This is a genomic window from Streptomyces sp. NPDC001787, from assembly GCF_040297465.1.
In the GTDB taxonomy this organism is placed as follows: Bacteria; Actinomycetota; Actinomycetes; order Streptomycetales; family Streptomycetaceae; genus Streptomyces.
Map to the genome: position 1 here is coordinate 1 of NZ_JBEOZE010000004.1, position 20125 is coordinate 20125.

General features: G+C 72.8%; 18 protein-coding genes, 2 tRNA genes and 1 pseudogene. 17 read left to right on the plus strand and 4 right to left on the minus strand.

Features of this window, described 5'->3' with window-relative positions; genetic code table 11:
- Positions 1-92: 92 nt before the first annotated feature.
- Positions 93-176, minus strand: a pseudogene (locus ABT170_RS40600) (heme-degrading domain-containing protein); the annotation flags it as partial.
- The gene (locus ABT170_RS06935; protein ID WP_351864705.1) at positions 173-1297 is read right to left on the minus strand and encodes a Gfo/Idh/MocA family oxidoreductase; all 1125 of its coding nucleotides are present in this window, start codon (positions 1295-1297) and stop codon (positions 173-175) included. The gene ABT170_RS06935 and the pseudogene ABT170_RS40600, both read right to left, overlap by 4 nt.
- Before the next feature lie 53 nt (positions 1298-1350).
- On the opposite strand from ABT170_RS06935, the gene ABT170_RS06940 reads away from it, so the two are divergent.
- From ABT170_RS06940 to ABT170_RS07000, 13 genes are all read left to right on the plus strand, one after another.
- Positions 1351-2628 carry an ROK family transcriptional regulator gene (locus ABT170_RS06940; protein WP_351864707.1) on the plus strand — a complete coding sequence of 426 codons (1278 nt, stop codon included), beginning with the start codon at positions 1351-1353 and terminating at the stop codon, positions 2626-2628.
- A complete protein-coding gene (locus tag ABT170_RS06945; RefSeq protein ID WP_351864710.1) occupies positions 2619-3059 on the plus strand; it encodes a hypothetical protein in 441 nt (146 codons plus the stop codon). Before ABT170_RS06940 ends, ABT170_RS06945 begins: the two co-directional genes overlap by 10 nt.
- Positions 3060-3279: 220 nt before the next feature.
- Positions 3280-4269, plus strand: coding sequence for a hypothetical protein (locus ABT170_RS06950; protein ID WP_351864713.1), 990 nt, complete (start codon positions 3280-3282; stop codon positions 4267-4269).
- A gap of 44 nt (positions 4270-4313) precedes the next feature.
- Positions 4314-5078 (plus strand): GntR family transcriptional regulator, encoded by a 765-nt coding sequence (locus tag ABT170_RS06955; protein WP_329944306.1) that lies wholly within the window; start codon positions 4314-4316, stop codon positions 5076-5078.
- A gap of 216 nt (positions 5079-5294) precedes the next feature.
- Positions 5295-6419, plus strand: a complete 1125-nt coding sequence (locus ABT170_RS06960; RefSeq protein WP_351864716.1) for a TIGR03364 family FAD-dependent oxidoreductase — start codon at positions 5295-5297, stop codon at positions 6417-6419.
- 5 nt (positions 6420-6424) lie between these two features.
- On the plus strand, positions 6425-7141 hold the full coding sequence (locus tag ABT170_RS06965) for a phosphonatase-like hydrolase (RefSeq protein WP_329944308.1): 717 nt from the start codon (positions 6425-6427) through the stop codon (positions 7139-7141).
- Complete coding sequence (locus ABT170_RS06970; protein ID WP_329944309.1) at positions 7138-8226, plus strand: ABC transporter ATP-binding protein; 1089 nt, start codon at positions 7138-7140, stop codon at positions 8224-8226. The genes ABT170_RS06965 and ABT170_RS06970 overlap by 4 nt, the downstream gene beginning before the upstream one ends.
- Positions 8219-9214 carry a 2-aminoethylphosphonate ABC transporter permease subunit gene (locus tag ABT170_RS06975; protein ID WP_329944310.1) on the plus strand — a complete coding sequence of 332 codons (996 nt, stop codon included), beginning with the start codon at positions 8219-8221 and terminating at the stop codon, positions 9212-9214. The genes ABT170_RS06970 and ABT170_RS06975 overlap by 8 nt, the downstream gene beginning before the upstream one ends.
- Positions 9201-9998 carry an ABC transporter permease gene (locus tag ABT170_RS06980; RefSeq protein WP_266931322.1) on the plus strand — a complete coding sequence of 266 codons (798 nt, stop codon included), beginning with the start codon at positions 9201-9203 and terminating at the stop codon, positions 9996-9998. Before ABT170_RS06975 ends, ABT170_RS06980 begins: the two co-directional genes overlap by 14 nt.
- Before the next feature lie 47 nt (positions 9999-10045).
- On the plus strand, positions 10046-11107 hold the full coding sequence (locus tag ABT170_RS06985; RefSeq protein ID WP_329944311.1) for a 2-aminoethylphosphonate ABC transporter substrate-binding protein: 1062 nt from the start codon (positions 10046-10048) through the stop codon (positions 11105-11107).
- 255 nt (positions 11108-11362) lie between these two features.
- Positions 11363-12151, plus strand: a complete 789-nt coding sequence (locus tag ABT170_RS06990; RefSeq protein ID WP_329944312.1) for an HAD-IIA family hydrolase — start codon at positions 11363-11365, stop codon at positions 12149-12151.
- An 82-nt stretch (positions 12152-12233) separates the two neighbouring features.
- Complete coding sequence (locus ABT170_RS06995; protein WP_329944313.1) at positions 12234-12782, plus strand: hypothetical protein; 549 nt, start codon at positions 12234-12236, stop codon at positions 12780-12782.
- Position 12783: 1 nt separating this feature from the next.
- Complete coding sequence (locus ABT170_RS07000; RefSeq protein ID WP_329944314.1) at positions 12784-13530, plus strand: class F sortase; 747 nt, start codon at positions 12784-12786, stop codon at positions 13528-13530.
- Between the two features lie 677 nt (positions 13531-14207).
- Here the strand turns inward: ABT170_RS07000 and ABT170_RS07005 are convergent.
- Positions 14208-14281 (minus strand) — tRNA-Lys (locus tag ABT170_RS07005).
- A gap of 185 nt (positions 14282-14466) precedes the next feature.
- On the opposite strand from ABT170_RS07005, the gene ABT170_RS07010 reads away from it, so the two are divergent.
- From ABT170_RS07010 to ABT170_RS07025, 4 genes are all read left to right on the plus strand, one after another.
- The gene (locus tag ABT170_RS07010; RefSeq protein WP_351864724.1) at positions 14467-15759 is read left to right on the plus strand and encodes a peptidoglycan-binding protein; all 1293 of its coding nucleotides are present in this window, start codon (positions 14467-14469) and stop codon (positions 15757-15759) included.
- A gap of 85 nt (positions 15760-15844) precedes the next feature.
- Positions 15845-17542 (plus strand): SPFH domain-containing protein, encoded by a 1698-nt coding sequence (locus ABT170_RS07015; protein ID WP_351864727.1) that lies wholly within the window; start codon positions 15845-15847, stop codon positions 17540-17542.
- 167 nt (positions 17543-17709) lie between these two features.
- A complete protein-coding gene (locus ABT170_RS07020; RefSeq protein ID WP_329944317.1) occupies positions 17710-18300 on the plus strand; it encodes a lytic polysaccharide monooxygenase auxiliary activity family 9 protein in 591 nt (196 codons plus the stop codon).
- A gap of 26 nt (positions 18301-18326) precedes the next feature.
- Positions 18327-20000, plus strand: a complete 1674-nt coding sequence (locus ABT170_RS07025) for an AMP-binding protein (RefSeq protein WP_329944318.1) — start codon at positions 18327-18329, stop codon at positions 19998-20000.
- Between the two features lie 27 nt (positions 20001-20027).
- On the opposite strand, the gene ABT170_RS07030 is transcribed toward ABT170_RS07025, so the two are convergent.
- A tRNA-Lys gene (locus tag ABT170_RS07030) sits at positions 20028-20101 on the minus strand.
- Positions 20102-20125: the final 24 nt, after the last annotated feature.

Sequence of the window (20125 nt, forward strand, 5' to 3'; positions counted from 1 at the left end):
AATACATCCAGTATGCGGGCGCCTCTCCGCCTTGCGATGCACCGCATCCGACGCCGCGCGCTGATCCACCAGGAATTGCGGGACAGCCCTTAGGCGTCGTCGTGGCCGAAGTGCGGCAGCCGCAGGCTCCGCTCCTGGGCGATGAGCTCGGAAATGGTCGGAGCGCCGGGGCTCATGCGGACAGCTCCTCGTCGGTGAACGCGTTCTCGTCGTGGTGCGGGAGCAGGGTGACGGAGACGCCCTCGCGGGCCGAACGGCGGGCCGCCTCCAGGACGTCCAGCGCCGCGGCGGCCTGCAATGCGGTCACCGGGTTCGGGCCCGTGCCGCGCACGGCGGAGGCCACGGCGGCGTAGTACGCGGGGTAGTCGCCCGGCAGCGTACGCACCGGGTCACCGCCGCCCGTCAGCGGGGACTCGCCCGAGCCCAGGCGGCCCCACAGCTGCTCGGGTTCCTCGCCCCAGGACTCACCGGCGGCCGGGCGCAGGCCCGCGCGCAGGGCGGCCTCCTGCGGGTCCAGCCCGTACTTCACATAGCCGGCCGTCGAGCCGAGCACCCGGAAACGCGGACCGAGCTGGGCCGCGGTGGCGCTGACGTACAGATGTGAGCGGACCCCGTTGGCATGCGTGATCGCCAGGAACGTGTCGTCGTCGGCGGCGGCACCCGGACGGCGTACGTCGGACTCCGCGTACACCTGCACGGCCGGGCCGAACAGGAAGAGCGCCTGGTCCACCACATGGCTGCCCAGGTCGTACAGCAGCCCGCCGATCTCGTCCGGGTCGCCGGACTCGCGCCAGCCGCCCTTGGGGTGCGGACGCCAGCGTTCGAAGCGGGACTCGAAGCGCCGCACCTCGCCCAGCCCACCGTCGGCGATCAGCCGGGCGAGCGTACGGAAGTCGTTGTCCCAGCGGCGGTTCTGGAAGACCGAGAGCAGCAGCCCCCGCTCCTTCGCCAGCGCGGCCAGCTCCCGGGCCTCGGCGGCGGTGCCGGCCAGCGGCTTGTCCACGACCACCGGCAGACCCGCTTCGAGCGCGGCCGTCGCGAGCGGCACATGCGTCTTGTTCGGAGCGGCGATCACGACGAGGTCCAGCTCGTCCGCGCGTCCCCAGAGCTCATCGGGCGAAGCGGCGAACCGCACCCCGGGGAACTCGGCGCGGGCCTGCGCCTGCCGCTCCTCGTTCGACGTGACGACCGTGTCGAGGGCCAGGCCTTCCGTCGCGGCGATCAGGGGGGCGTGGAAGACGGAGCCGGCCAGACCGTAGCCGACGAGGGCGACGCGAAGGGGAGCGTTGGCAGTCATGCGATCCACTTAAGCAACGCTGTTGCCAAAGTGCAAGCGACAGGGACAATGGTGTGGTGAACAGGAGCGATACGAGGAACGACACCAGGAACGGAGCCGGGGCCAACCTTCCGACGCTGCGCCACCACAACGCCGCGCTCGTGCTGGACCTGCTGCGGGCGGCGGGCGCGGCGGGCATCAGCCGCCTCGAACTCGCCGAGCGCACCGGGCTCACCCCGCAGGCCGTCAGCAAGATCACGGCCCGGCTCCGGGCGGAGGGCCTGGCCGCCGGGGCGGGCCGCGGTGCCCCCACGGGAGGCAAGCCCCGCACCCTGCTGCGGCTCGTTCCGGGGGCGGGGTACGCGGTCGGGCTGCACCTGGACCGCGACGAGCTGACCGCCGTCCTGGTCGACCTCGCCGGTACGGCCGTGGTGGCCCGGACGGCGCCGCTGGACCTCGGCGCCCCGGCCGACGAGGTGCTCACGGGCGCGGTGGAGGCGGTACGGGGGGTGGGCGCCGCCGGCCCGGAGCGGCGGGTGCTCGGGGTGGGCGTGGCCGTGCCCGGTCCCCTGGACCACCGCGAGGGAGTGCTGCACCGCGTCACGGGCTTCCCGCAGTGGGACGGGTACCCGCTGCGGGACGTCCTCGCCCGGCGCACCGGGCTGCCCGTGGTCCTCGACAAGGACACCAACGCCGCCGCCCTGGGACTCGCGCTGGGAGCGCCGGACGCGGGTGACTTCGCCTACCTGCACCTGGGGACCGGGCTGGGCGCGGGGCTCGTCCTCGGCGGTGAGGTGCACCGGGGGGCGCGCACGGGGGCCGGGGAGTTCGGGCACCAGACCCTTCGGCTCGACGGGCCCGTGTGCGGCTGCGGGGGGCGCGGCTGCGTCGAGGCGCTGTGCCTGGCCGCCGAGGCCCGGGGCGACCGGGCGGAGGCGGCGCGGGTGCTGGGGACCGGAGCCGCCAATCTGGTCGCGCTGCTCGACATCGACCGGGTGGTGCTGGGCGGGCGCACGGTGGCCGCCGACGAGGACGCGTACGTACGCGGGGTGCGCGCCGTGATCGAGGAGCGCGCCCGGCGGGACGGGAGCGGGCGGTCCGTACCGGTCACCGTCGCCGGGGGCGGCGACCGGCCGGTCGCCGAGGGCGCCGCCCAACTGGTGCTCGCGCCGCTGTTCGGGCGGGTGGGCGGCGTGGGGGACTTCGCGGGACCGGTGCGGGGGGCGGTGCCGGGTTCGGTGCCGGGGCCGGGACCGGTTCCCGGTCCGTGGCCCCCCGGTGGCACAGCGGTGCGTGGCGGCCGGGCCGCCGGACAGGACACCGGGCCGACGGGGGTGGGGTCGTGGGAGTGATCGAGCGGTTGTGGGCCGCCGGGGAGATGCCGTACACCGACGCGCTCTACCGGCCCGACGACACCGCCGTGGAGGTGTGTGTCGACGGCCCCGGGGCCTACCACCCGGACGCGGGGCAGCCGATCCCCTTCCGGCTCGGCGGGCCGGTCGACGTGGCCGGTGCCATCGAGGAGGACGGCACCACCGAGGCGGACACGTACTTCGACAGCCCGCTTCCGGACGGGTCGGGCTGGATGTGCGGCGGCGGCAGCGGGATGGGCAACGTCGGCTACCTCGCCCGTCTGAACGCCGACCGCTCCTTGCGGTGGGTGGCCGTGATGTGGAGCTCCAACCCCTTCCTGGGGGTGCGGTACGAAGGGTCCGCCGCCGTCTTCACCAACGACTGGGGAAACCTGCTGACGCTCGACCTGACGGCCCCCGCCCTGGCCTGATCGCCGCTGCTCCGGCCGGAAGATCTTCTCCGGGCCCGCTCCGGCCCTCGCCTGCTCCGGTCCGGGCCTGCTCCGGTCCGGGCCCGCTCCGGCTCCTGCCCGCCGTACGGGCGACACCCCGGCATGTCGCCACCGTGTCACCGCGCGCGCGTGGCAGGGTCGCCGTCCACAGCCGGTGCCCCCGCCCCGGCCGTTCGCGAGCAGCAAAGGGTGTCCCCCTATGCCCCCCAATCCCCCCGCACGACTGCGCGACGGCCGTGCCCTCACCACCTTCGGACTGGCCGCCGGACTCGCCGTGCCCGCCGCGCTCCTCGGCGGCACTCCGGCCGCCGCCCACACCGACCGGGCCGTCCGCCCCGTCGCCGCTTCCGCCCCCGCTTCCGCCCCCGCCTCGTCCACCGCCGGGCGGCAGCCCGCCTGCGGCGACCGGACGGCCAAGGACTTCCCCATCGACACCCGGATCCACGGCGGCCCGGACACCTACGCCTCCGGCGGCGGCTACGGCACCTGGTACCTGGACCTCACCAACACCACCTCCGAGCCGTGCCCCGCCATCCACCCGGTGCTGGTCCTCACCGACCAGGACCGGAAGCTGACCGCCGACCAGATCCAGCTGAGGTTCTCCGAGCGCACCGGCCCCGGCACGGAACACCGGGTGACCTGGGAGACCACGGACCGGGACGAGCAGATCGGGATCTTCGGCGGCGGTGAGGCGGACGAGGAGTTCTCCGGCTTCACGGTTCCCGCCGGACGTACCGTCACCGTCCGGGTCCGGATGGCCTTCACTTCCGACACCCGGCCCGGCAGGGTGACCGCCAACGCCGCCGTCGTCCAGCGCCACCCCGGCAAGGCCACCGGCAAGGCGACCGGCAGGACCCCCGGCACGGTGGACGGGGACTGGGTGGGGGAGTCGGACGACTACCCGTTCGCGATCGTCGAGGGCGGCTTCGACGGCGGCCGTGAATCCGGCGGCACCGACACCGACACCGGTGCGGACGCGGACACGGGTACGCCGGACACGGCCACCGACCCCGGCGGTACGGCGCCCCGCCCCGACGCCCTCCGCGACGCCGCCGGGAACCCCCTGCCCGAGCTCGCCCGCACCGGGCACGACGGGGCGGTCCGGGCCGGGATCACCGCGGGCGCGCTGTTCGTCGGCGGGACGGCCATGGTGGTCCGGGTCAGGCGAACGCGCCGTACCCGAGGCTGAGCGCGCGTCCCTCCCCGTTCATATACGTCTGCCACCATCGGGCCGTGGACTACCCGAACGACCAGGCACCTGGCGCACCGATCCGCTCCGGCATCCCGGAGCACGGACGCATCCCCAAGTACTACGCCGTCAAGGCCCGTATCTCGCTCCTGGTGGACGAGTTGGGCGAAGGCGGCGCGCTGCCCACCGAGCGGGATCTCGCCCTGCGGTACGAGGTGTCGCGCGAGACGGTGCGTCAGGCGCTGCGCGAACTCCTGCTGGAGGGAAGGCTGCGCAGGCAGGGGCGGGGCACCGTGGTCGCCGGGCCCAAGCTGGAGCAGCCGCTCTCGCTGGCCAGTTACACCGAGGGCGTCCGCCGCCAGGGCCGGCGGCCCGGCCGTCATCTCATCGGCCTCGACCGCTTCCCCTGCCCGGAGGCGATTGCCACCGAGATCGGGGTCACACGCGGCGAACCCGTCTGGCACCTGGAGCGGGTGCTGCTCGCCGACGACGAACGGGTCGGCCTGGAGAGCACCTACGTCGCCGTCGCCCGCGTGCCGGAACTGGACACGCGGTTCGACCCGGACTCCTCCTTCTACGCCTACCTCCACGACCGGCTCGGGGTCTCCTTCGGGGACGCGGACGAGCGGATCGAGACCGTGCTGGCGACCCCGCGCGAGGCGCTGCTGATCGGTACGCCGCCCGCGCTGCCGATGCTGTTGCTCCACCGGCTCTCGCGGGACACCGAGGGGCGCCCCCTGGAGCGGGTGCGGACCCTGTTCCGCGGTGACCGGTTCTCCTTCACCGCGCACCTGGGGAGCCGGGGCTGACCAGCCTTCCCCCTGCCCTGCCCTGCCCTGCCGTGGCACGGGTCTGCCCCGACCCTGCCCCGACCTGGCACAGGTCTGCCCCGACCTGGCACGCGTCTGCAACGAAACCTTTGGTAACGAAAACATAACGGGTCTAGTCCAACCTTGGGTGGTCGTTCACCGTCCCGTTGCCGTACGGATCCGTACGGGTCACCGGCCCCGAGGAGCGTTGCCGTCGTGAGAGTCATCGTCGTAGGAGCCGGCGTGGTGGGAACCATGCACGCCTGGCACGCAGTGAACCGCGGCCACGAGGTCGTACAGATCGAGCGCGAAAGTGAGGCGCGCGGGGCATCGCTCCGCAATTTCGGACAGATATGGGTCAGCGGCCGGGCCGGTGGCGAGGAGCTGGAGACCGCGCTGCGCGCCCGGGAGCTGTGGGAGGGCATCGGGGAGCGGGTCCCCGGCCTGGGCTTCCGGGCCTGCGGATCGCTCACGCCCCTCCGCAACGAGCTGGAGACCGCGGTCGCCGAGGCGGCCGTCGCCCGGCCCGACGCGGCGGCCCGCGGCTACGAGCTGCTCACCGCCGACGAGGCCCGCGCGGTCAACCCCGCCCTGCGCGGCACCTTCACCGGAGCCCTGTGGTGCGGGCGGGACGCGGCCGTCGAGCCGCGCATCGCCCAACTGGCCCTGAAGGAAGCGCTGCTGGCCTCCGGCCGGTACACCTTCCTCGGAGGCCGTGAGGTCCGGGAGGTGGTCGGCGCCGCCTCCGTGCGCGACGACCACGGCGACGTCCACACCGGCGACGCCGTCATTCTGGCCACCGGCGCCTGGCTCGGCGGCCTCGTCCGCGAGCTGGCCGGTCCCGCTCTCCCCGTGCGCCGTGTCCGCCTCCAGATGATGCAGACCGACCCGCTCGGCGAGACGCTCACCACCTCCGTGGCCGACGCCGACAGCTTCCGCTACTACCCGGCGTACCGGAGCGGGGCCCTGGACGCGCTGAACGCCGGGCAGCCCCAGGACCCGACCGCCGCCGAACACCGGATGCAGCTGCTGATGGTGCAGCGCCGCGACGGCGGACTGACCATCGGTGACACCCACGAGTACGAGCACCCCTTCGCCTTCGACACGGTCGAGGAGCCCTACGAGCACCTCACCCGGGTCGTGGAGTCCTTCCTCGGCCGCCCGCTGCCGCGCGTCCGGCACCGCTGGGCCGGGGTCTACGCCCAGTGCACCGACACCAGCCGCGTCGTCCACCGCCAGCAGGTGCGCGACGGCGTCTGGCTGGTCACCGGGCCCGGCGGGCGGGGCATGACCTGCTCGCCCGCCATCGCCGAAACGACCGCCGACGAACTGGGCTGGTGAACCACATGAGCAGCACCGACAAGCCGAACCCGAACCCGTACCTGAATCTGATCGTCCTCGACATGGCCGGTACCACCGTCGCCGACGGCGGCCTCGTCGAACAGGCCTTCTCCGCCGCCGCCGGGACCCTCGGCGTCGAACCCGGCTCGGCCGACCACGCGGAGAAGCTCGACTACGTCCGCGCCACCATGGGCGAGTCCAAGATCTCCGTCTTCCGCCACCTCTTCGGGGACGAGGACCGGGCCCAGCGGGCCAACGTCGCCTTCGAGGAGGCGTACGGGCGACTCGTCGACGGCGGTCGCGTCGCCCCGGTGCCCGGCGCCCGCGAAGCCATCGAGCGGCTCCGGGCCGAGGGCCGGACCGTGGTCCTGTCCACCGGCTTCGCCCGCACCACCCAGGACGCGATCCTCGCCGCCCTCGGCTGGCAGGACCTGGCCGCGCTGACCCTCTGCCCCGCCGACGCCGGCGGTCGCGGCCGTCCCTACCCGGACATGGTCCTCGCCGCCTTCCTGCGCACCGGCGCGGTGGACGACGTGGCGCACCTCGTCGTCGCGGGGGACACCTCGTACGACATGCTCAGCGGTGTCCGCTCCGGCGCCGGGATCGTCGCGGGCGTCCTCACCGGTGCCCACGACCAGGACCAGCTGTCCCGTCACGGGGCCACCCATGTGCTCGGTTCGGTCGCCGAGCTGCCCGACCTGATCGCGCGGGCCGAGGCATGACGGGCGGGGCGGACGCCGTGCGCGGCGGCATCAGGTTCGACCGGGTCAGCGTCGCGTACGGCGGCAACGTCGTCCTCGACCAGCTCGACCTGACCGTGGAGGCCGGCGAGGTCATGGCGCTGCTGGGGCCCTCCGGCTCCGGGAAGACCACCGCCCTGCGGGCCGTCGCCGGATTCGTCCGGCCGGCCTCCGGGCGGGTCTGCCTCGGCGACCGCGACGTCACCGCACTGCCCCCGCACAAGCGGGGCATCGGCATGGTCGTCCAGCAGTACGCGCTGTTCCCGCACATGCGGGTCCAGGACAACGTCGCCTTCGGGCTCAAGGCCCGCAAGGTGGCGAAGTCCGAGATCCCCGAGCGGGTCGCCGAGGCACTCGAACTCGTCGGCATGGCCGCGTACGCCAAGCGCTACCCGCGCGAGCTCTCCGGCGGCCAGCAACAGCGCGTCGCCATCGCCCGCGCGCTCGCGATCCGCCCCGGCGTCCTGCTGCTCGACGAACCGCTCTCCGCGCTCGACGCCCAGCTCCGCTCCGGCATGCTCGCCGAACTGGCACGCCTGCACCGGGAGTTGCCGGACGTCTCCATCCTGTACGTCACCCATGACCAGGTCGAGGCGCTCACCCTGGCCGACCGGATCGCCGTCATGGACCGGGCCCGGCTCCAGGACTGCGGCACCCCGCAGGACCTCTACCGCCGTCCGCGCACCGAGTTCACCGCCTCGTTCGTCGGCAACGCCAACCTGCTGCCCGTCACCGTCACCGACGCCGCCGGCCAGGTCGACTTCGCCGGGCACCGCCTCTCCGTGCCCACCGGGCAGGTGGCGGGCGGCGTCACCGCCACCCTCTGCGTCCGGCCCCACCTGGTGGGACTCGGCGACGGGCCCAACGCCCTGACCGGGGCGATCACCGAGGTCCAGTGGCGCGGCTCCACCCACCGGCTCTACGTGGACATCGACGGCCACCGCGTCAAGGCCGATCTGCGCGAGCTGCGCGAGACCCCGGCGCTCGGCGACCGGGTCACCCTGCACTTCGCCGCCGAGGACGCGGTGCTGCTGCCGGTGGGTGCGGCGGGTGCGGCCGATGTCTAGCGCCTCGGCCACTCCCGCCACTCCCGCCGTGACCACCGCGACCGCCTCCGGCACCAAGGGCGCCCGCGCCCCCCGCCCGCGCAACGGGGACGACCCGCACCCGGGCGCCTCCCGCACCGCTCCCGGCACGCCCCCCGGCCCCGGCGCCGCGGCGCACCGCGAGCCGCGGCGTGTCCCGCGCTCCGTCTGGGCGCTGCCGCCCGTCGTCGTCCTGGCGCTCGTCTTCCTCTACCCGCTGGCCCTCGTCGTCCAGCAGTCCTTCTCCCCGGACGAGGGCGGCACCTCCCTCTCCCCGTACACCGACGTCTTCGCGTCCCGGTCCTTCCGCGACGCGCTCACCACCACGGTGTGGCTCGCGGTCGGCTCGACCGTGGGATGCCTGGTCCTCGGCTTCGTCCTCGCGCTCGTCATCGCCTTCGTACCGTTCCCCGGCGGCAAGGCGGTCGCCAAGTTCATCGACGTCTTCCTCTCCTTCCCGTCGTTCCTGATCACACTGGCCCTGCTGTTCATCTACGGCAGCGTCGGCATGGCCAACGGCCTGTGGACGGACGCCACGGGCGCCGCCGAAGGACCCTTCCACTTCCTCACCACGCCCTGGGGCGTCCTGCTCGCCGAGATCACCTTCTTCACCCCCTTCGTGATGCGGCCCCTGCTCGCGGCGTTCTCACAGATGGACACCGCACAGCTGGAGGTCGCCTCCTCGCTCGGCGCCGGACCGGCCCGGATCGTGCGGCAGGTGATCCTCCCCGAGGCGCTCCCGGCGCTCGCCGCGGGCGGCAGCCTCGTCCTGGTGATGTGCCTCAACGAATTCGGGATCGTGCTGTTCACCGGCGCGAAAGGCGTCACGACCCTGCCGATGCTCGTCTACGGCAAGGCGATCCTGGAGTCCGACTACCCGGCCGCCTGTGTCGTCGCCGTCGTCAACATCGCGATCTCCGTCGGTCTCTACAGCCTGTATCGGATGGTGAGCCGCCGTGTTGGTGCATAGCCGAACCGGGAAGTGGGCCACCTGGGCCGTCTTCCTCCTGCTCTTCGTCCCGCTCTTCGCGGTGCCGATGCTGGTGATCGTCGCCGCGTCGTTCGCCACGAACTGGTCCGGGGCCTTCCCCTCCGGGCCCACCACCGAGCACTACGCCGCCGCCACCAGCGGCGACTCCCTCCAGGCGCTCACCACCAGCCTGGTCACCGCCGTCAGCGCCAGCCTCCTCGCACTGCTCATCGGCAGCTGGGCCGCGCTGGCCGCCGCCTCGCTGCGCCGGCGCGGGAAGCGGCTCCTGGACGCGCTGTTCATGCTGCCCGTCGCCGTGCCGTCCGTCGTCGTCGGCCTCGCCGTGCTCGTCGCGTTCAGCCGGCCGCCGGTCCTGCTCAACGGAACGCGCTGGATCGTGATCCTGGCGCACACCGTTCTTGTCACGGCGTTTGCCTATCAGTCGGTTTCGGCCGCGATAGTGCGTCTCGACCCGATGTACGAACAGGCGGCGGCCAGTCTCGGCGCCCGCCCCTCGTACGTCCTGTGGCGGATCAGGCTGCCGCTCCTGCTGCCGTCGCTCACGGCGGCGGCGGGGCTCTGCTTCGCCCTGTCCATGGGCGAGCTGAGCGCCACGATGATGCTCTACCCGCCCGACTGGACACCGCTGCCGGTGCAGATCTTCGCGGCCACCGACCGCGGCTCGCTCTTCACCGGCGCGGCGGTCGCCGTGGTCCTCATGGGGACGACGCTGCTCGTCCTGCTCGGCGTCTCCCGCATCCGCACCAGGGCCTCGTACCGCTGATCCGCGGCCCCCTCCGTACGTACCGACTGTTCCCAGGAGAACGACCCATGCGCAAGAGCCACCTCAAGCCGATAGCCGCCGTGTCCGGCGCGCTCGCCCTCGCCGTCACCCTCTCCGCCTGCGGAGGCTCCTCGGCCGCCTCCGACGAGAAGGTCGTCACCGTCTACAGCGCCGACGGCCTCAAGGGCGAGAACGGCGACGGCTGGTACGACAAGGTCTTCAAGGACTTCGAGAAGAAGACCGGCATCAAGGTCGAGTACGTGGAGGGCGGCTCCGGCGAGATGGTGCAGCGCGCCGTCCGCGAGAAGTCCAACACCCAGGCCGATGTGCTCGTCACGCTGCCGCCGTTCATCCAGCAGGCCGAGGCCAAGGGGCTGCTGAAGGCGTACGAGCCGGCCGGCTCCGACCAGGTCGACGGTGCCGACAAGGCGGCCGACGCCACCTGGACATCCGTCGTCAACAACTACTTCGGGTTCATCTACAACAAGAAGGAGCTGAAGACCCCGCCGAAGAGCTGGGAGGAGCTGCTGGACGGGAAGTTCAAGGAGAAGGTCCAGTACTCCACCCCGGGTGTCGCGGGCGACGGCACGGCCGTCCTCATCAAGGCGATGCACGACTTCGGCGGCAAGGAGCCGGCGATGGCCTACCTGAAGAAGCTCCAGACCAACAACGTCGGCCCGTCCGCCTCCACCGGCAAGCTCGCCCCCAAGGTGGACAAGGGCGAACTCCTCGCCGCCAACGGCGACGTCCAGATGAACTTCGCCCAGTCCAAGGACATGCCCAACCTCGGCATCTGGTTCCCGGCGAAGGGGAGCGGCAAGCCCACCAGCTTCGCCCTCCCGTACGCGGCGGGGCTGGTCGACAAGGCGCCGCACAGCGCCAACGGCAAGAAGCTGCTGGACTTCATGCTCTCCGAGCAGGCCCAGAAGGACGTCAGCGCGGTCGGCGGCGGCTTCGCGGCACGCAAGGACATCGAGGCCACCGACGCCAACGCCGTCGAGCTGACCAAGCTGATGGAGGGCGTGGAGATCTTCGAGCCGGACTGGTCGGACATCGGCACCAACCTGGACGGCTACGTCGACGCGTGGAAGTCGGCCACCGGCAGCTGACCGCGCCCGATGCCCCACCGCACGGTTCGCGTCTCCGCCGGACTGTCGCGAAAGGGTAACGGGTCTGGACCCGCGTACGGCCTCCCGCTCCCGGGCGGGGAGCCGTACGCCCCCAGCGCGCACCCGGCGCGGACCGACCGGCGCCCCTCGCGCGGCACCCCTCTAAAATCGGGGATGTCGGCGCTGCACAACGCGGTGCCGCCGGCGTCCCGGCACCTCGCGTGCACAGCGTACGTACGGCAGGAGTCCCGTCACATGGCAGAGCGCAAGCCGATCGAATCCTGGCTCACCGACATGGACGGTGTCCTCATCCACGAGGGCACCCCGATCCCCGGCGCGGATGCCTTCATCAAGCGGCTCAGGGAGTCCGGACTGCCCTTCCTGGTCCTGACCAACAACTCCATCTACACCGCGCGTGACCTGCACGCCCGGCTGAACCGCATGGGCCTGGACGTTCCCGTGCAGAACATCTGGACCTCCGCCCTGGCCACCGCGCAGTTCCTGGACGACCAGCGCCCCGGCGGCACCGCGTACGTCATCGGCGAGGCCGGGCTCACCACCGCCCTGCACGACATCGGGTACGTCCTCACCGACCACGACCCGGACTACGTGGTGCTCGGCGAGACCCGTACGTACAGCTTCGAGGCGCTGACCAAGGCGATCCGGCTGATCAACGGGGGCGCCCGCTTCATCTGCACCAACCCGGACGAGACCGGCCCCTCCGCCGAGGGCCCGCTGCCCGCCACCGGGTCCGTCGCCGCGCTCATCACCAAGGCGACCGGCAAGGACCCGTACTTCGCGGGCAAGCCCAACCCGCTGATGATGCGGACCGGACTGAACGCCATCGGCGCGCACTCCGAGACCAGCGCCATGATCGGCGACCGGATGGACACCGACGTCCTGGCTGGCCTGGAGGCGGGCATGCAGACCTTCCTGGTGCTCACCGGCCTCACGACGCTGGCCGACGTCGACCGGTACCCGTTCCGGCCGTCCACCGTCGTCGACTCCATCGCCGATCTGGTGGACCTCGTCGACCCGAGCTGACACCGGGCCGCGGTCGCCCGACCGGGCGACTGCGGATGCGGAAAGAGGCCGCACGCGTGAACCTTCGAACAGGAGGTTCACGATGCGTTCCATACCCCTCACGTTCTGTGCCGCGGCGGCGGTCGCGGCGATAGCCCTGCCGACGTCCGCCGCCCTGGCCGTCCCGGCAGGCAACGAAGACCACGGTTCGGTCTCCGTGACCCCGTCCACCGTCGCCCCGGGCGGGGAGGTGCAACTGTGGGTCGACGTCTGCGGCAAGGGCAAACGGGCCAAGGGCGAGTCCGACGCCTTCGTCTCCGAGGCCCACTTCTCGCCCGCCGACGGGAAGGGCCTCTTCGCCGAGGCCACGATCCGCTCCGACGCCGCCCCCCGCTCCTACGAGGTCCGGGTGACCTGCAAGGACGGCAAGGGCAGGGCCACCGGCACCCTCACCGTCATGCACCACGGCCGCCCCTCGCCCGTCGCGCCCGTCCGGGCCGGAGGCGGCGGCACCGCGACCCTCGCGGACCAGGCCGCCGAGTCGGACGGACCCGGCACCCGGCACGCGGTGACCGGACTCGTGCTCGCCGCCGTCGCGGCCGTCGCCGTTGCCTTCCGCACCGTGCGCCGCCGCCGCCCGGCCTCGGACTGACGTGTCCGCCACGGACCGCCCGGCAGGCACCGGGCGGTTGCTCACCGGAGTGGCCTGGGCGGTCCTGCTGCTCGGCCTCTGGATCTGGGGCCGCGAGGCCGGCGACGGCCCCGGCGGCAGCTCCGCCCCCACCACCGGCGACGTCGCCGCGGTCGGGCGCCCCCTGGGCGTCCCGCTGCCCCCGGCGCACGACCCGCTCGACGGGGCGCCGCCGCAGAGCGTCGAGGTCCCCTCCGTGGGGATCGACGCACCCGTCGTCCCGCGCGGCCTGGACCGGGCGGGGGCGATCGACCCGCCCCCGTACGCGACACCGCAGACCGTCGGCTGGTACGGCAGCGGCACCGAGCCCGGCACCGAGGGCGCGGCCCTCTTCGTCGGCCATGTGGACACCGAGACCAAACCGGCCGTCTTCTACGGCCTCAGCGCCGCCCGCCCGGGGGAGAAGGTCCGGGTGACCAGGGCCGACGGCAAGATCGCCGAGTTCACCATCGACGACGTCCAGGTCTTCACCCGGGAGCGCTTCGACGCCCGGAAGGCGTACGGGCCGCGCGAGGACGGCCGGGCGGAGCTCCGGCTGATCACCTGCGGCGGCACATACGACCACAGCACCCGTTCGTACACCGCGAACGTGGTGGTCTCGGCATATCTGACCGGCGAGAAGGAGGCCGGGAAACAGGCGGGGGCGCAGGCAGGGGCGCAGGCCGGGAGGCAGGCGCAGGCGGGGGCCGGAACCGGGAGCCGCGCCTGAGCCGCGTCACCGCGGTCCCCACGCTGTCCGGCGAGCCACAGCGGCCCGCCGGACAGTGCTGTGTGGCCCCTCGCACCGAGGTACCGCTGAGCCCGGACGGATCCGGCCGGCGGTACCTCGGTGCGAGCGGTGGTGGACGGCGCGGGCGGCGCACCCGAGGGGAAGCGGACGCAAGACAGTCACCCGGACCGGTACCACCCGGAGGGTGACCCCGCCGGTACGTGAGGGTGACCCCGCCGGTACCCGGAAGGTGGCCCCGCCGAGCGCCGGTGCGACCCGCAGGGCCGCATCGGCTTCGCCGAGGTGATCGACGAGGCGTGCCGGCGCGGGTGTTGGCCCCGGCCCGGGGGCGGCGGGCCGGAGCCGGTGACCATGACCAGGCCGTCGGCACCAGCGCCGAACCACCGGAGTGTCATGCGCTGCCGCCTCAACTGGCCGGAGGGAAAGCCGCCTTGGCGTGTGTGCGGCGTGACATGAGAGGCGTCTGTGCAGGGGCTGCGCGAACCCGCCCATGAACGCCCTGCGACCGTACGGTTACAGCCCGGTGATGCTGTGAATCCTGTGAGTGGGACGTGTTCGCACCTCGGGTGCGCCCGCGCTCCGCGAGGGGGGTGGTTGGAGGTGGTGGCAAACGAACAAGACCCCCTCACGTTGAGCGAGGGGGTCTTGACTGTGCGTGCGCCGTCAGGGACTCGAACCCCGGACCCGCTGATTAAGAGTCAGCTGCTCTAACCAACTGAGCTAACGGCGCCTGCTGACCTGGAGAACTCTACCCGACCTCCGGGCGTGCTCAGAACCATTTCCCAGCCGCCACGCCCCGTCAGATGGTCGTTTTTTCTCATTGGTCCGTCAAAATGCGATATGTCAGGAGGGTTGAGACACTGACGCCCGTTGCAGATGCGCCCAAAGATCTTGACGAGTGCGGAGGGGAATCGCATGACTGTGCCGGTCTTCGAGGAGTACGAACCCACCATCGACTGCACCTGTGCGGGGTGTGCCGTGCAGCGGCGCACCGCTGCCAGGGCCCTGCCGGTACGGCACGGTGGCCACCCGGCGGCGCACGGCGCACGCCGTGCGCTGGTCCTGGTCACCGCCGCCGGGGTGTGCCTGTCCAGCGGGGCCGTCGAGGCGGCGGTCGCGGCCGGCCACGCCGCCGGATCCGCACGGACGGACGAGAGCGCCGATCCCGAACCGGCCACCCCGCAGGGCGAGACGGGACCGCTGATGGGTGCCGGGGCGTCCGGGCCACCGTCCTCCACCTCGGGCCTGCGCAGGACCACCCGGGCCGACATCATCAACCGGGCCAAGAAGTGGGTGTCCGCGAAGGTCCCGTACAGCATGGAGAAGTACTGGTCGGACGGATACCGCCAGGACTGCTCCGGCTTCGTGTCGATGGCCTGGGACCTCGGCGGCAACGAATGGACCGGGAGCCTCGCCGCGTACGGGACACGGATCTCCCGCTCGGAGCTCCAGCCCGGCGACATGCTGCTCTTCCACAACCCGGCCGACCCGTCCAGAGGCTCCCACGTCACGATCTTCGGCGGCTGGACCGACCACACGCACCAGCAGTACATCGCCTACGAGCAGGCACGCCCGAGGACGCGCAAGCAGGCGACACCCATGGCGTACTGGAACAACTCCGACCGCTACGTGGCGTACCGCTACAAGGGCCTGGCCGGCGGGTCGGGCGGCAGCGGATCGTCCGCGGGCTTCCCCGGCGCCGGGAAGTTGGGCCCCGGCGCCGACAACAAGTACGTCACCCAGCTCGGGAAGATGCTGGTCGAGCGGGGCGGGAAGCGCTTCTACACGGTGGGCCCGGGGCCCCGCTGGGGCGACGCGGACAGGCGCGCGACCCAGGCGTTCCAGAAGGCCCAGGGCTGGAAGGGCAAGGAGGCGGACGGCCGCCCCGGCCCGCACACCTGGCGTCTCCTGGTCAACGGCACCGGGCGCGGCATCCCCGCCTCCGGCGCGGGCGGCAGCGCGAATACCGCCGTCGCGTTCCCCGGGCGCGGCTATTTCAAGCCGGGTCAGTCCAACAGCCATGTCGAGCGGCTCGGTGAGCAGTTGGTGAAGAAGGGCTACGGAAAGCAGTACGTATCGGGCCCGGGGCCGCGGTGGGGCGAGGCGGACCGCCGCAACATCGAGGCGTTCCAGCGGGCCCAGGGCTGGCGCGGCACCGCGGCGGACGGATACCCCGGCCCGGAGACCTGGCGCCGGCTCTTCGCGTGAGGGAACGGACATGACGGAGGCGGGAATGCGACCCACGGCGGCGGACAGCTCCGGACCCCCGGAGGACGGAAAGGAACGGGAACCGGTGAACGCGGAAGAGAACCGACACTCCGGGCAGCCGGACCGGGCGGACCGGGCCCGCCCCGAGGCCGGGTCCGTCCGGGGCGAGGAGTCCACGGCCGTGGAGTTCCCGGGCGAGACGTCCCGGGGCGATGCCGGGAACGGCGACAAGTCCCGGGACGGGGCAGGTAACGGGAACGGAGCCGGGGAGAGGGCCGGAGCCGCGAACGGCGTCGGGAACGCGAACGGCGTCGGGAACGGGAACGGCGTCGGGGAGAGGGCCGGAGCCGGGAGGGGGGACGGGGCAGGCGACGGCAGCAGGGCCGGAACCGGGGACGGGAGCGTGGACCTCGTCCTGGACCTCGCCCCCGGGCAGGCCGTCGCTCCCTCGCTCGGCGCCGCGTCGGCCACGGTCTCCGTACCGGTGCGGGGCGCTGACGGCCCGTCCGGGTTCGGCGACGGGGCGCCGGAGGCCGTGATCACCTCCGTGGCCCTGCCCGTCACGGCCGGGTCCGCGCAGGGGGCCGCGGCCGAGACCCGCCGGGAGACCGGCCGGCGCCACTCCGTCATCGCCAACGAGACCACCGCCTCCATCCCCGTCCACCTGCTCTTCCGTGACGAGCGGGAGCAGTCCGCCACCACCGCGCTCCCCGCGACGGTGCCCGGGGAACAGCCCTCCACAGGCCGGGCGTCCGGGGTGCGGCGGCCCCCCGTACCCCGGTCGTCCCGTTCCCAGCCCCCGCCGCACCACCCGGCCCCTCGGCAGGCGCCCGCGCGGGCCGGGGTGGTGCGGGCGCCCACCCGGCCCGCCCCGGTCGGTGACCCCCGGCTCGCGGAGCGCCCCGGTCCGGTGCTGCCGGGCTGGGCCGCGCTGCTGACCGGCGCCCTCGGGCTCGGCGCGGGTCTCGTGGCCCTGTGGTGGGTGGGGGCGCTGCCCGCCGCCGCGCTCGCCCGGCTCGGCATCGGCTCCCGTCCGTACGACGGCATCGGCATCGGCGTCTGGGCTGTGTTCGCCCTCCTGGTGACCGTGGTGCTCTTCGCGCTCGGCGGCCTCGGCCGGGGCCGGGTCGGCCACGCCTGGGTGCTGACTCTCTTCGGCGACTACCGGGGGAGCGTCCGGCGCACCGGACTGCTCTGGGTCTCCCCGTTGCTGCTGCGCCGCCGTGTCGACGTACGGCTGCGGCACTGGCGCAGCGAGCCGCTGCCCGCCGTGGACGCGGACGGGACGGCGCTGCGCGTGGTCGTCCTGGTCGTCTGGCGGATCAAGGACACCGCGCGGGCCACCCTGGGGGTCGCGAACCACGAGGAGTATCTGCGCGAGCAGGTCGAGGCCGCCATGGCCCGGGTGCTCTCGCAGCTGCCCGCCGACGCCTTCCACGAGGACGCCCCGACCCTGCGCGACGCGGAGGCCGTGGGGGACGCGCTGACCCTGATGCTCAAGGCGGACTGCGAGCCCGTGGGCGTCGAGGTGTACTCGGCGCAGCCGACCGGGATCGAGTACGCCCCCGATGTCGCGGCGGCGATGCAGCGCCGCCGGGTCGCCGCGATCGACGCCAAGCACCGCGACAGTGTGCTGACTTCGGTCGTGGACGCGGTCGACGACACGGTCAACCGGCTGACCTCGCGGGGCATCGTGGAGCTCGACGACTACGAACGGAAGGCGCTGGTCAAGGATCTGACGGTGGCTTTCTACACGGGGCGCGGAGGTGGGGACGGGCCCTGAGGAAGGTGGGGTGCCGTCGGAGGGGTGATTCGGAATGCCACTCCCATTGGTCTGGACATGTTCACGTCGCGTCAATAATCTAGGCCTTGGTCTAGACCGCACGACACGCGCGCACCGGTCGAGCAGTGCTCATGGAACATCCCCCACGTTCTTGAGGAGCGACAGCAATGCGGAAAAGGGCAAGCGCGGCCGTGGTCGGCCTGGCGATTGCGGGTGCTTCGGTGCTCGCGACGAGCAGCGCCAGCAGCCATGGCTACACGGATTCCCCCATCAGCCGTCAGAAGCTCTGTGCCAACGGCACGGTGACCGGCTGCGGCAGCATCCAGTGGGAGCCGCAGAGCGTCGAGGGGCCCAAGGGCTTCCCGGCCGCGGGTCCGGCCGACGGCAAGATCTGTGCCGGCGGCAACGGCGGATTCGCCCAGCTGGACGACCCGCGCGGCGGCAACTGGCCCGCCACCCAGGTCACCGGCGGGCAGGGTTACAACTTCCGCTGGCAGTTCACCGCCCGTCACTCGACGAGCGACTTCCGGTACTACATCACCAAGGACGGCTGGGACTCGACGAAGCCCCTCACCCGGGCCGCCCTGGAGTCACAGCCGTTCATGACCGTGCCGTACGGGAACAAGCAGCCTCCGGCGACGCTGACCCATCAGGGCACGATCCCCACCCAGAAGACCGGCAAGCACATCATCCTGGCCGTCTGGAACGTCGCGGACACCCCGAACGCGTTCTACGCCTGCTCGGACGTTAAGTTCTGACGGATTGTCAGTTACTGTGCGGGGCCATGAGGAGTACCGGCACCGTCGCGGAGCTCGTACAGCGCCAATGGGGCGACCACCGGCCAGGGTTGAAGCACGAAGCCGCCGTGCTCAGCCATCACCAGGTCGCCTCGGGCGCCGCCGCGCGGGCCGCACTCCTGGTGGATCTGCTGCCGGCGGGCAGCGAACCGCATCTCGGGGTGCTGCTCGACAACACTCCTGAATTCCCGCTGTGGTTGAGCGCGGCGGCCCTGGCCGGGGCCGCCGTCGCCGGGATCAACCCCACCCGGCGCGGGCCCGAACTGGCCCGCGACATACTGCACACCGACGCCCGCGTACTGATCACCGAGACCGCGCACCTGCCGCTGCTCGACGGTCTCGTACTGCCGGGCGTACGGGTGCTGGTCACCGACACCGACGCCTACGCGGAGCTGCTCGCCCCCTACGCCGGGGCGCGTCCGGGCGAGGCGGTCCTCGCGTCCGTGCACTCCGGCAGCCGGATGCTCCTGTACTTCACCTCCGGGTCGACCGGGGCGCCCAAGGCCGCGATCTGCACCCAGGGGCGGCTGGCCGGGGCCGGACGGTCGCTGGCGGCCCACTTCGACGTGCGGCCCGACGACGTCCACTACATCTGCATGCCGATGTTCCACGGCAACGCGGTGCTGGCCGACTGGGCTCCCGCGCTGGCGGGCGGCGCCGCGGTCGCCCTGCGCCGCCGCTTCTCCGCCTCCGGCTTCCTCGACGACGTGCGCGCGTACGGGGCCACCTACTTCACCTATGTCGGACGTGCCGTGCAGTATCTGCTGGCCACCCCGGAGCGCCCCGAGGACCGGGACCACGCGCTGCGGCTCGGCTTCGGCACCGAGGCGGGAGCCGCGGACGCCGCCCGCTTCCGGGAGCGGTTCGGGGTGCCGCTCGTCGAGGGGTACGGCTCCTCCGAGGGCGGCGCGGCCGTCCAGCGCGGTCCCGGCACCCCGGCGGGCGCGGTCGGCCGGGCGGCGCCCGGTGACGATCTCGCCGTCGTCGACCCCGCCACCGGCGAGGAGCGGGAGGCCGCGGTGTTCGACGGGCACGGGCGGCTGCTGAACGGGTCCGCCGCCATCGGGGAGCTGGTCAACCGGGGCACCACCCCCTTCGAGGGCTACTGGCGCAACCCGGAGGCGGACGCCGAGCGGGCGCGCGGCGGCTGGTACTGGACCGGGGACCTCTTCTACCGGGACGCCGAGGGCTTCCTCTACTTCGCGGGCCGCACCGACGACCGGCTCCGGGTCGACAGCGAGAACCTCGCCGCCGCGATGATCGAGAACATCCTGGCCCGCTGGGACGACGCGGCGGCGGTGGCGGTCTACGCGGTGCCGGACCCGGTGACCGGTGACCAGGTGATGGCCGCCCTGGCCCTGCGCCCCGGGGCCGCGTTCGACCCGGACGCCTTCGCCGCCTTTCTGCGCGCCCAGCCGGACCTGGGGACGAAGATGGCGCCCCGGTACCTACGGATCGTGGGGCGGATGCCGGTCACCGCGACGAACAAGGTCCACCGCGTGGAGTTACGCCGCGAAGGGGTGAGCTGCGCGGACCCGGTGTGGTGGGACGCGGCCCGCGGCGGCGAGTACACCCTGCTGGACACGGCGGCGGACACCGCCGCGCACTTCCCGCCCGGGACCGGCCCGGACCATGAAAAACACCTTGGGTGCTCCCCGTGATACGGAGAGCACCCAAGGTGGTGTCTGTGCGCCGTCAGGGACTCGAACCCCGGACCCGCTGATTAAGAGTCAGCTGCTCTAACCAACTGAGCTAACGGCGCCTGCTGACTCGAAAATAATACCTG

Excerpts from the sequence above, each read along its gene's own strand:
- ABT170_RS06995 (WP_329944313.1), top strand. The coding sequence starts at position 12,234 with ATGCGTTCCATACCCCTCACGTTCTGTGCCGCGGCGGCGGTCGCGGCG.
- ABT170_RS06990 (WP_329944312.1), top strand. The coding sequence starts at position 11,363 with ATGGCAGAGCGCAAGCCGATCGAATCCTGGCTCACCGACATGGACGGT.
- ABT170_RS06975 (WP_329944310.1), top strand. The coding sequence starts at position 8,219 with ATGTCTAGCGCCTCGGCCACTCCCGCCACTCCCGCCGTGACCACCGCG.
- ABT170_RS06965 (WP_329944308.1), top strand. The coding sequence starts at position 6,425 with ATGAGCAGCACCGACAAGCCGAACCCGAACCCGTACCTGAATCTGATC.
- ABT170_RS06935 (WP_351864705.1), bottom strand. The coding sequence starts at position 1,297 with ATGACTGCCAACGCTCCCCTTCGCGTCGCCCTCGTCGGCTACGGTCTG.
- ABT170_RS06950 (WP_351864713.1), top strand. The coding sequence starts at position 3,280 with ATGCCCCCCAATCCCCCCGCACGACTGCGCGACGGCCGTGCCCTCACC.
- ABT170_RS06985 (WP_329944311.1), top strand. The coding sequence starts at position 10,046 with ATGCGCAAGAGCCACCTCAAGCCGATAGCCGCCGTGTCCGGCGCGCTC.
- ABT170_RS07025 (WP_329944318.1), top strand. The coding sequence starts at position 18,327 with ATGAGGAGTACCGGCACCGTCGCGGAGCTCGTACAGCGCCAATGGGGC.
- ABT170_RS07020 (WP_329944317.1), top strand. The coding sequence starts at position 17,710 with ATGCGGAAAAGGGCAAGCGCGGCCGTGGTCGGCCTGGCGATTGCGGGT.
- ABT170_RS07010 (WP_351864724.1), top strand. The coding sequence starts at position 14,467 with ATGACTGTGCCGGTCTTCGAGGAGTACGAACCCACCATCGACTGCACC.
- ABT170_RS06970 (WP_329944309.1), top strand. The coding sequence starts at position 7,138 with ATGACGGGCGGGGCGGACGCCGTGCGCGGCGGCATCAGGTTCGACCGG.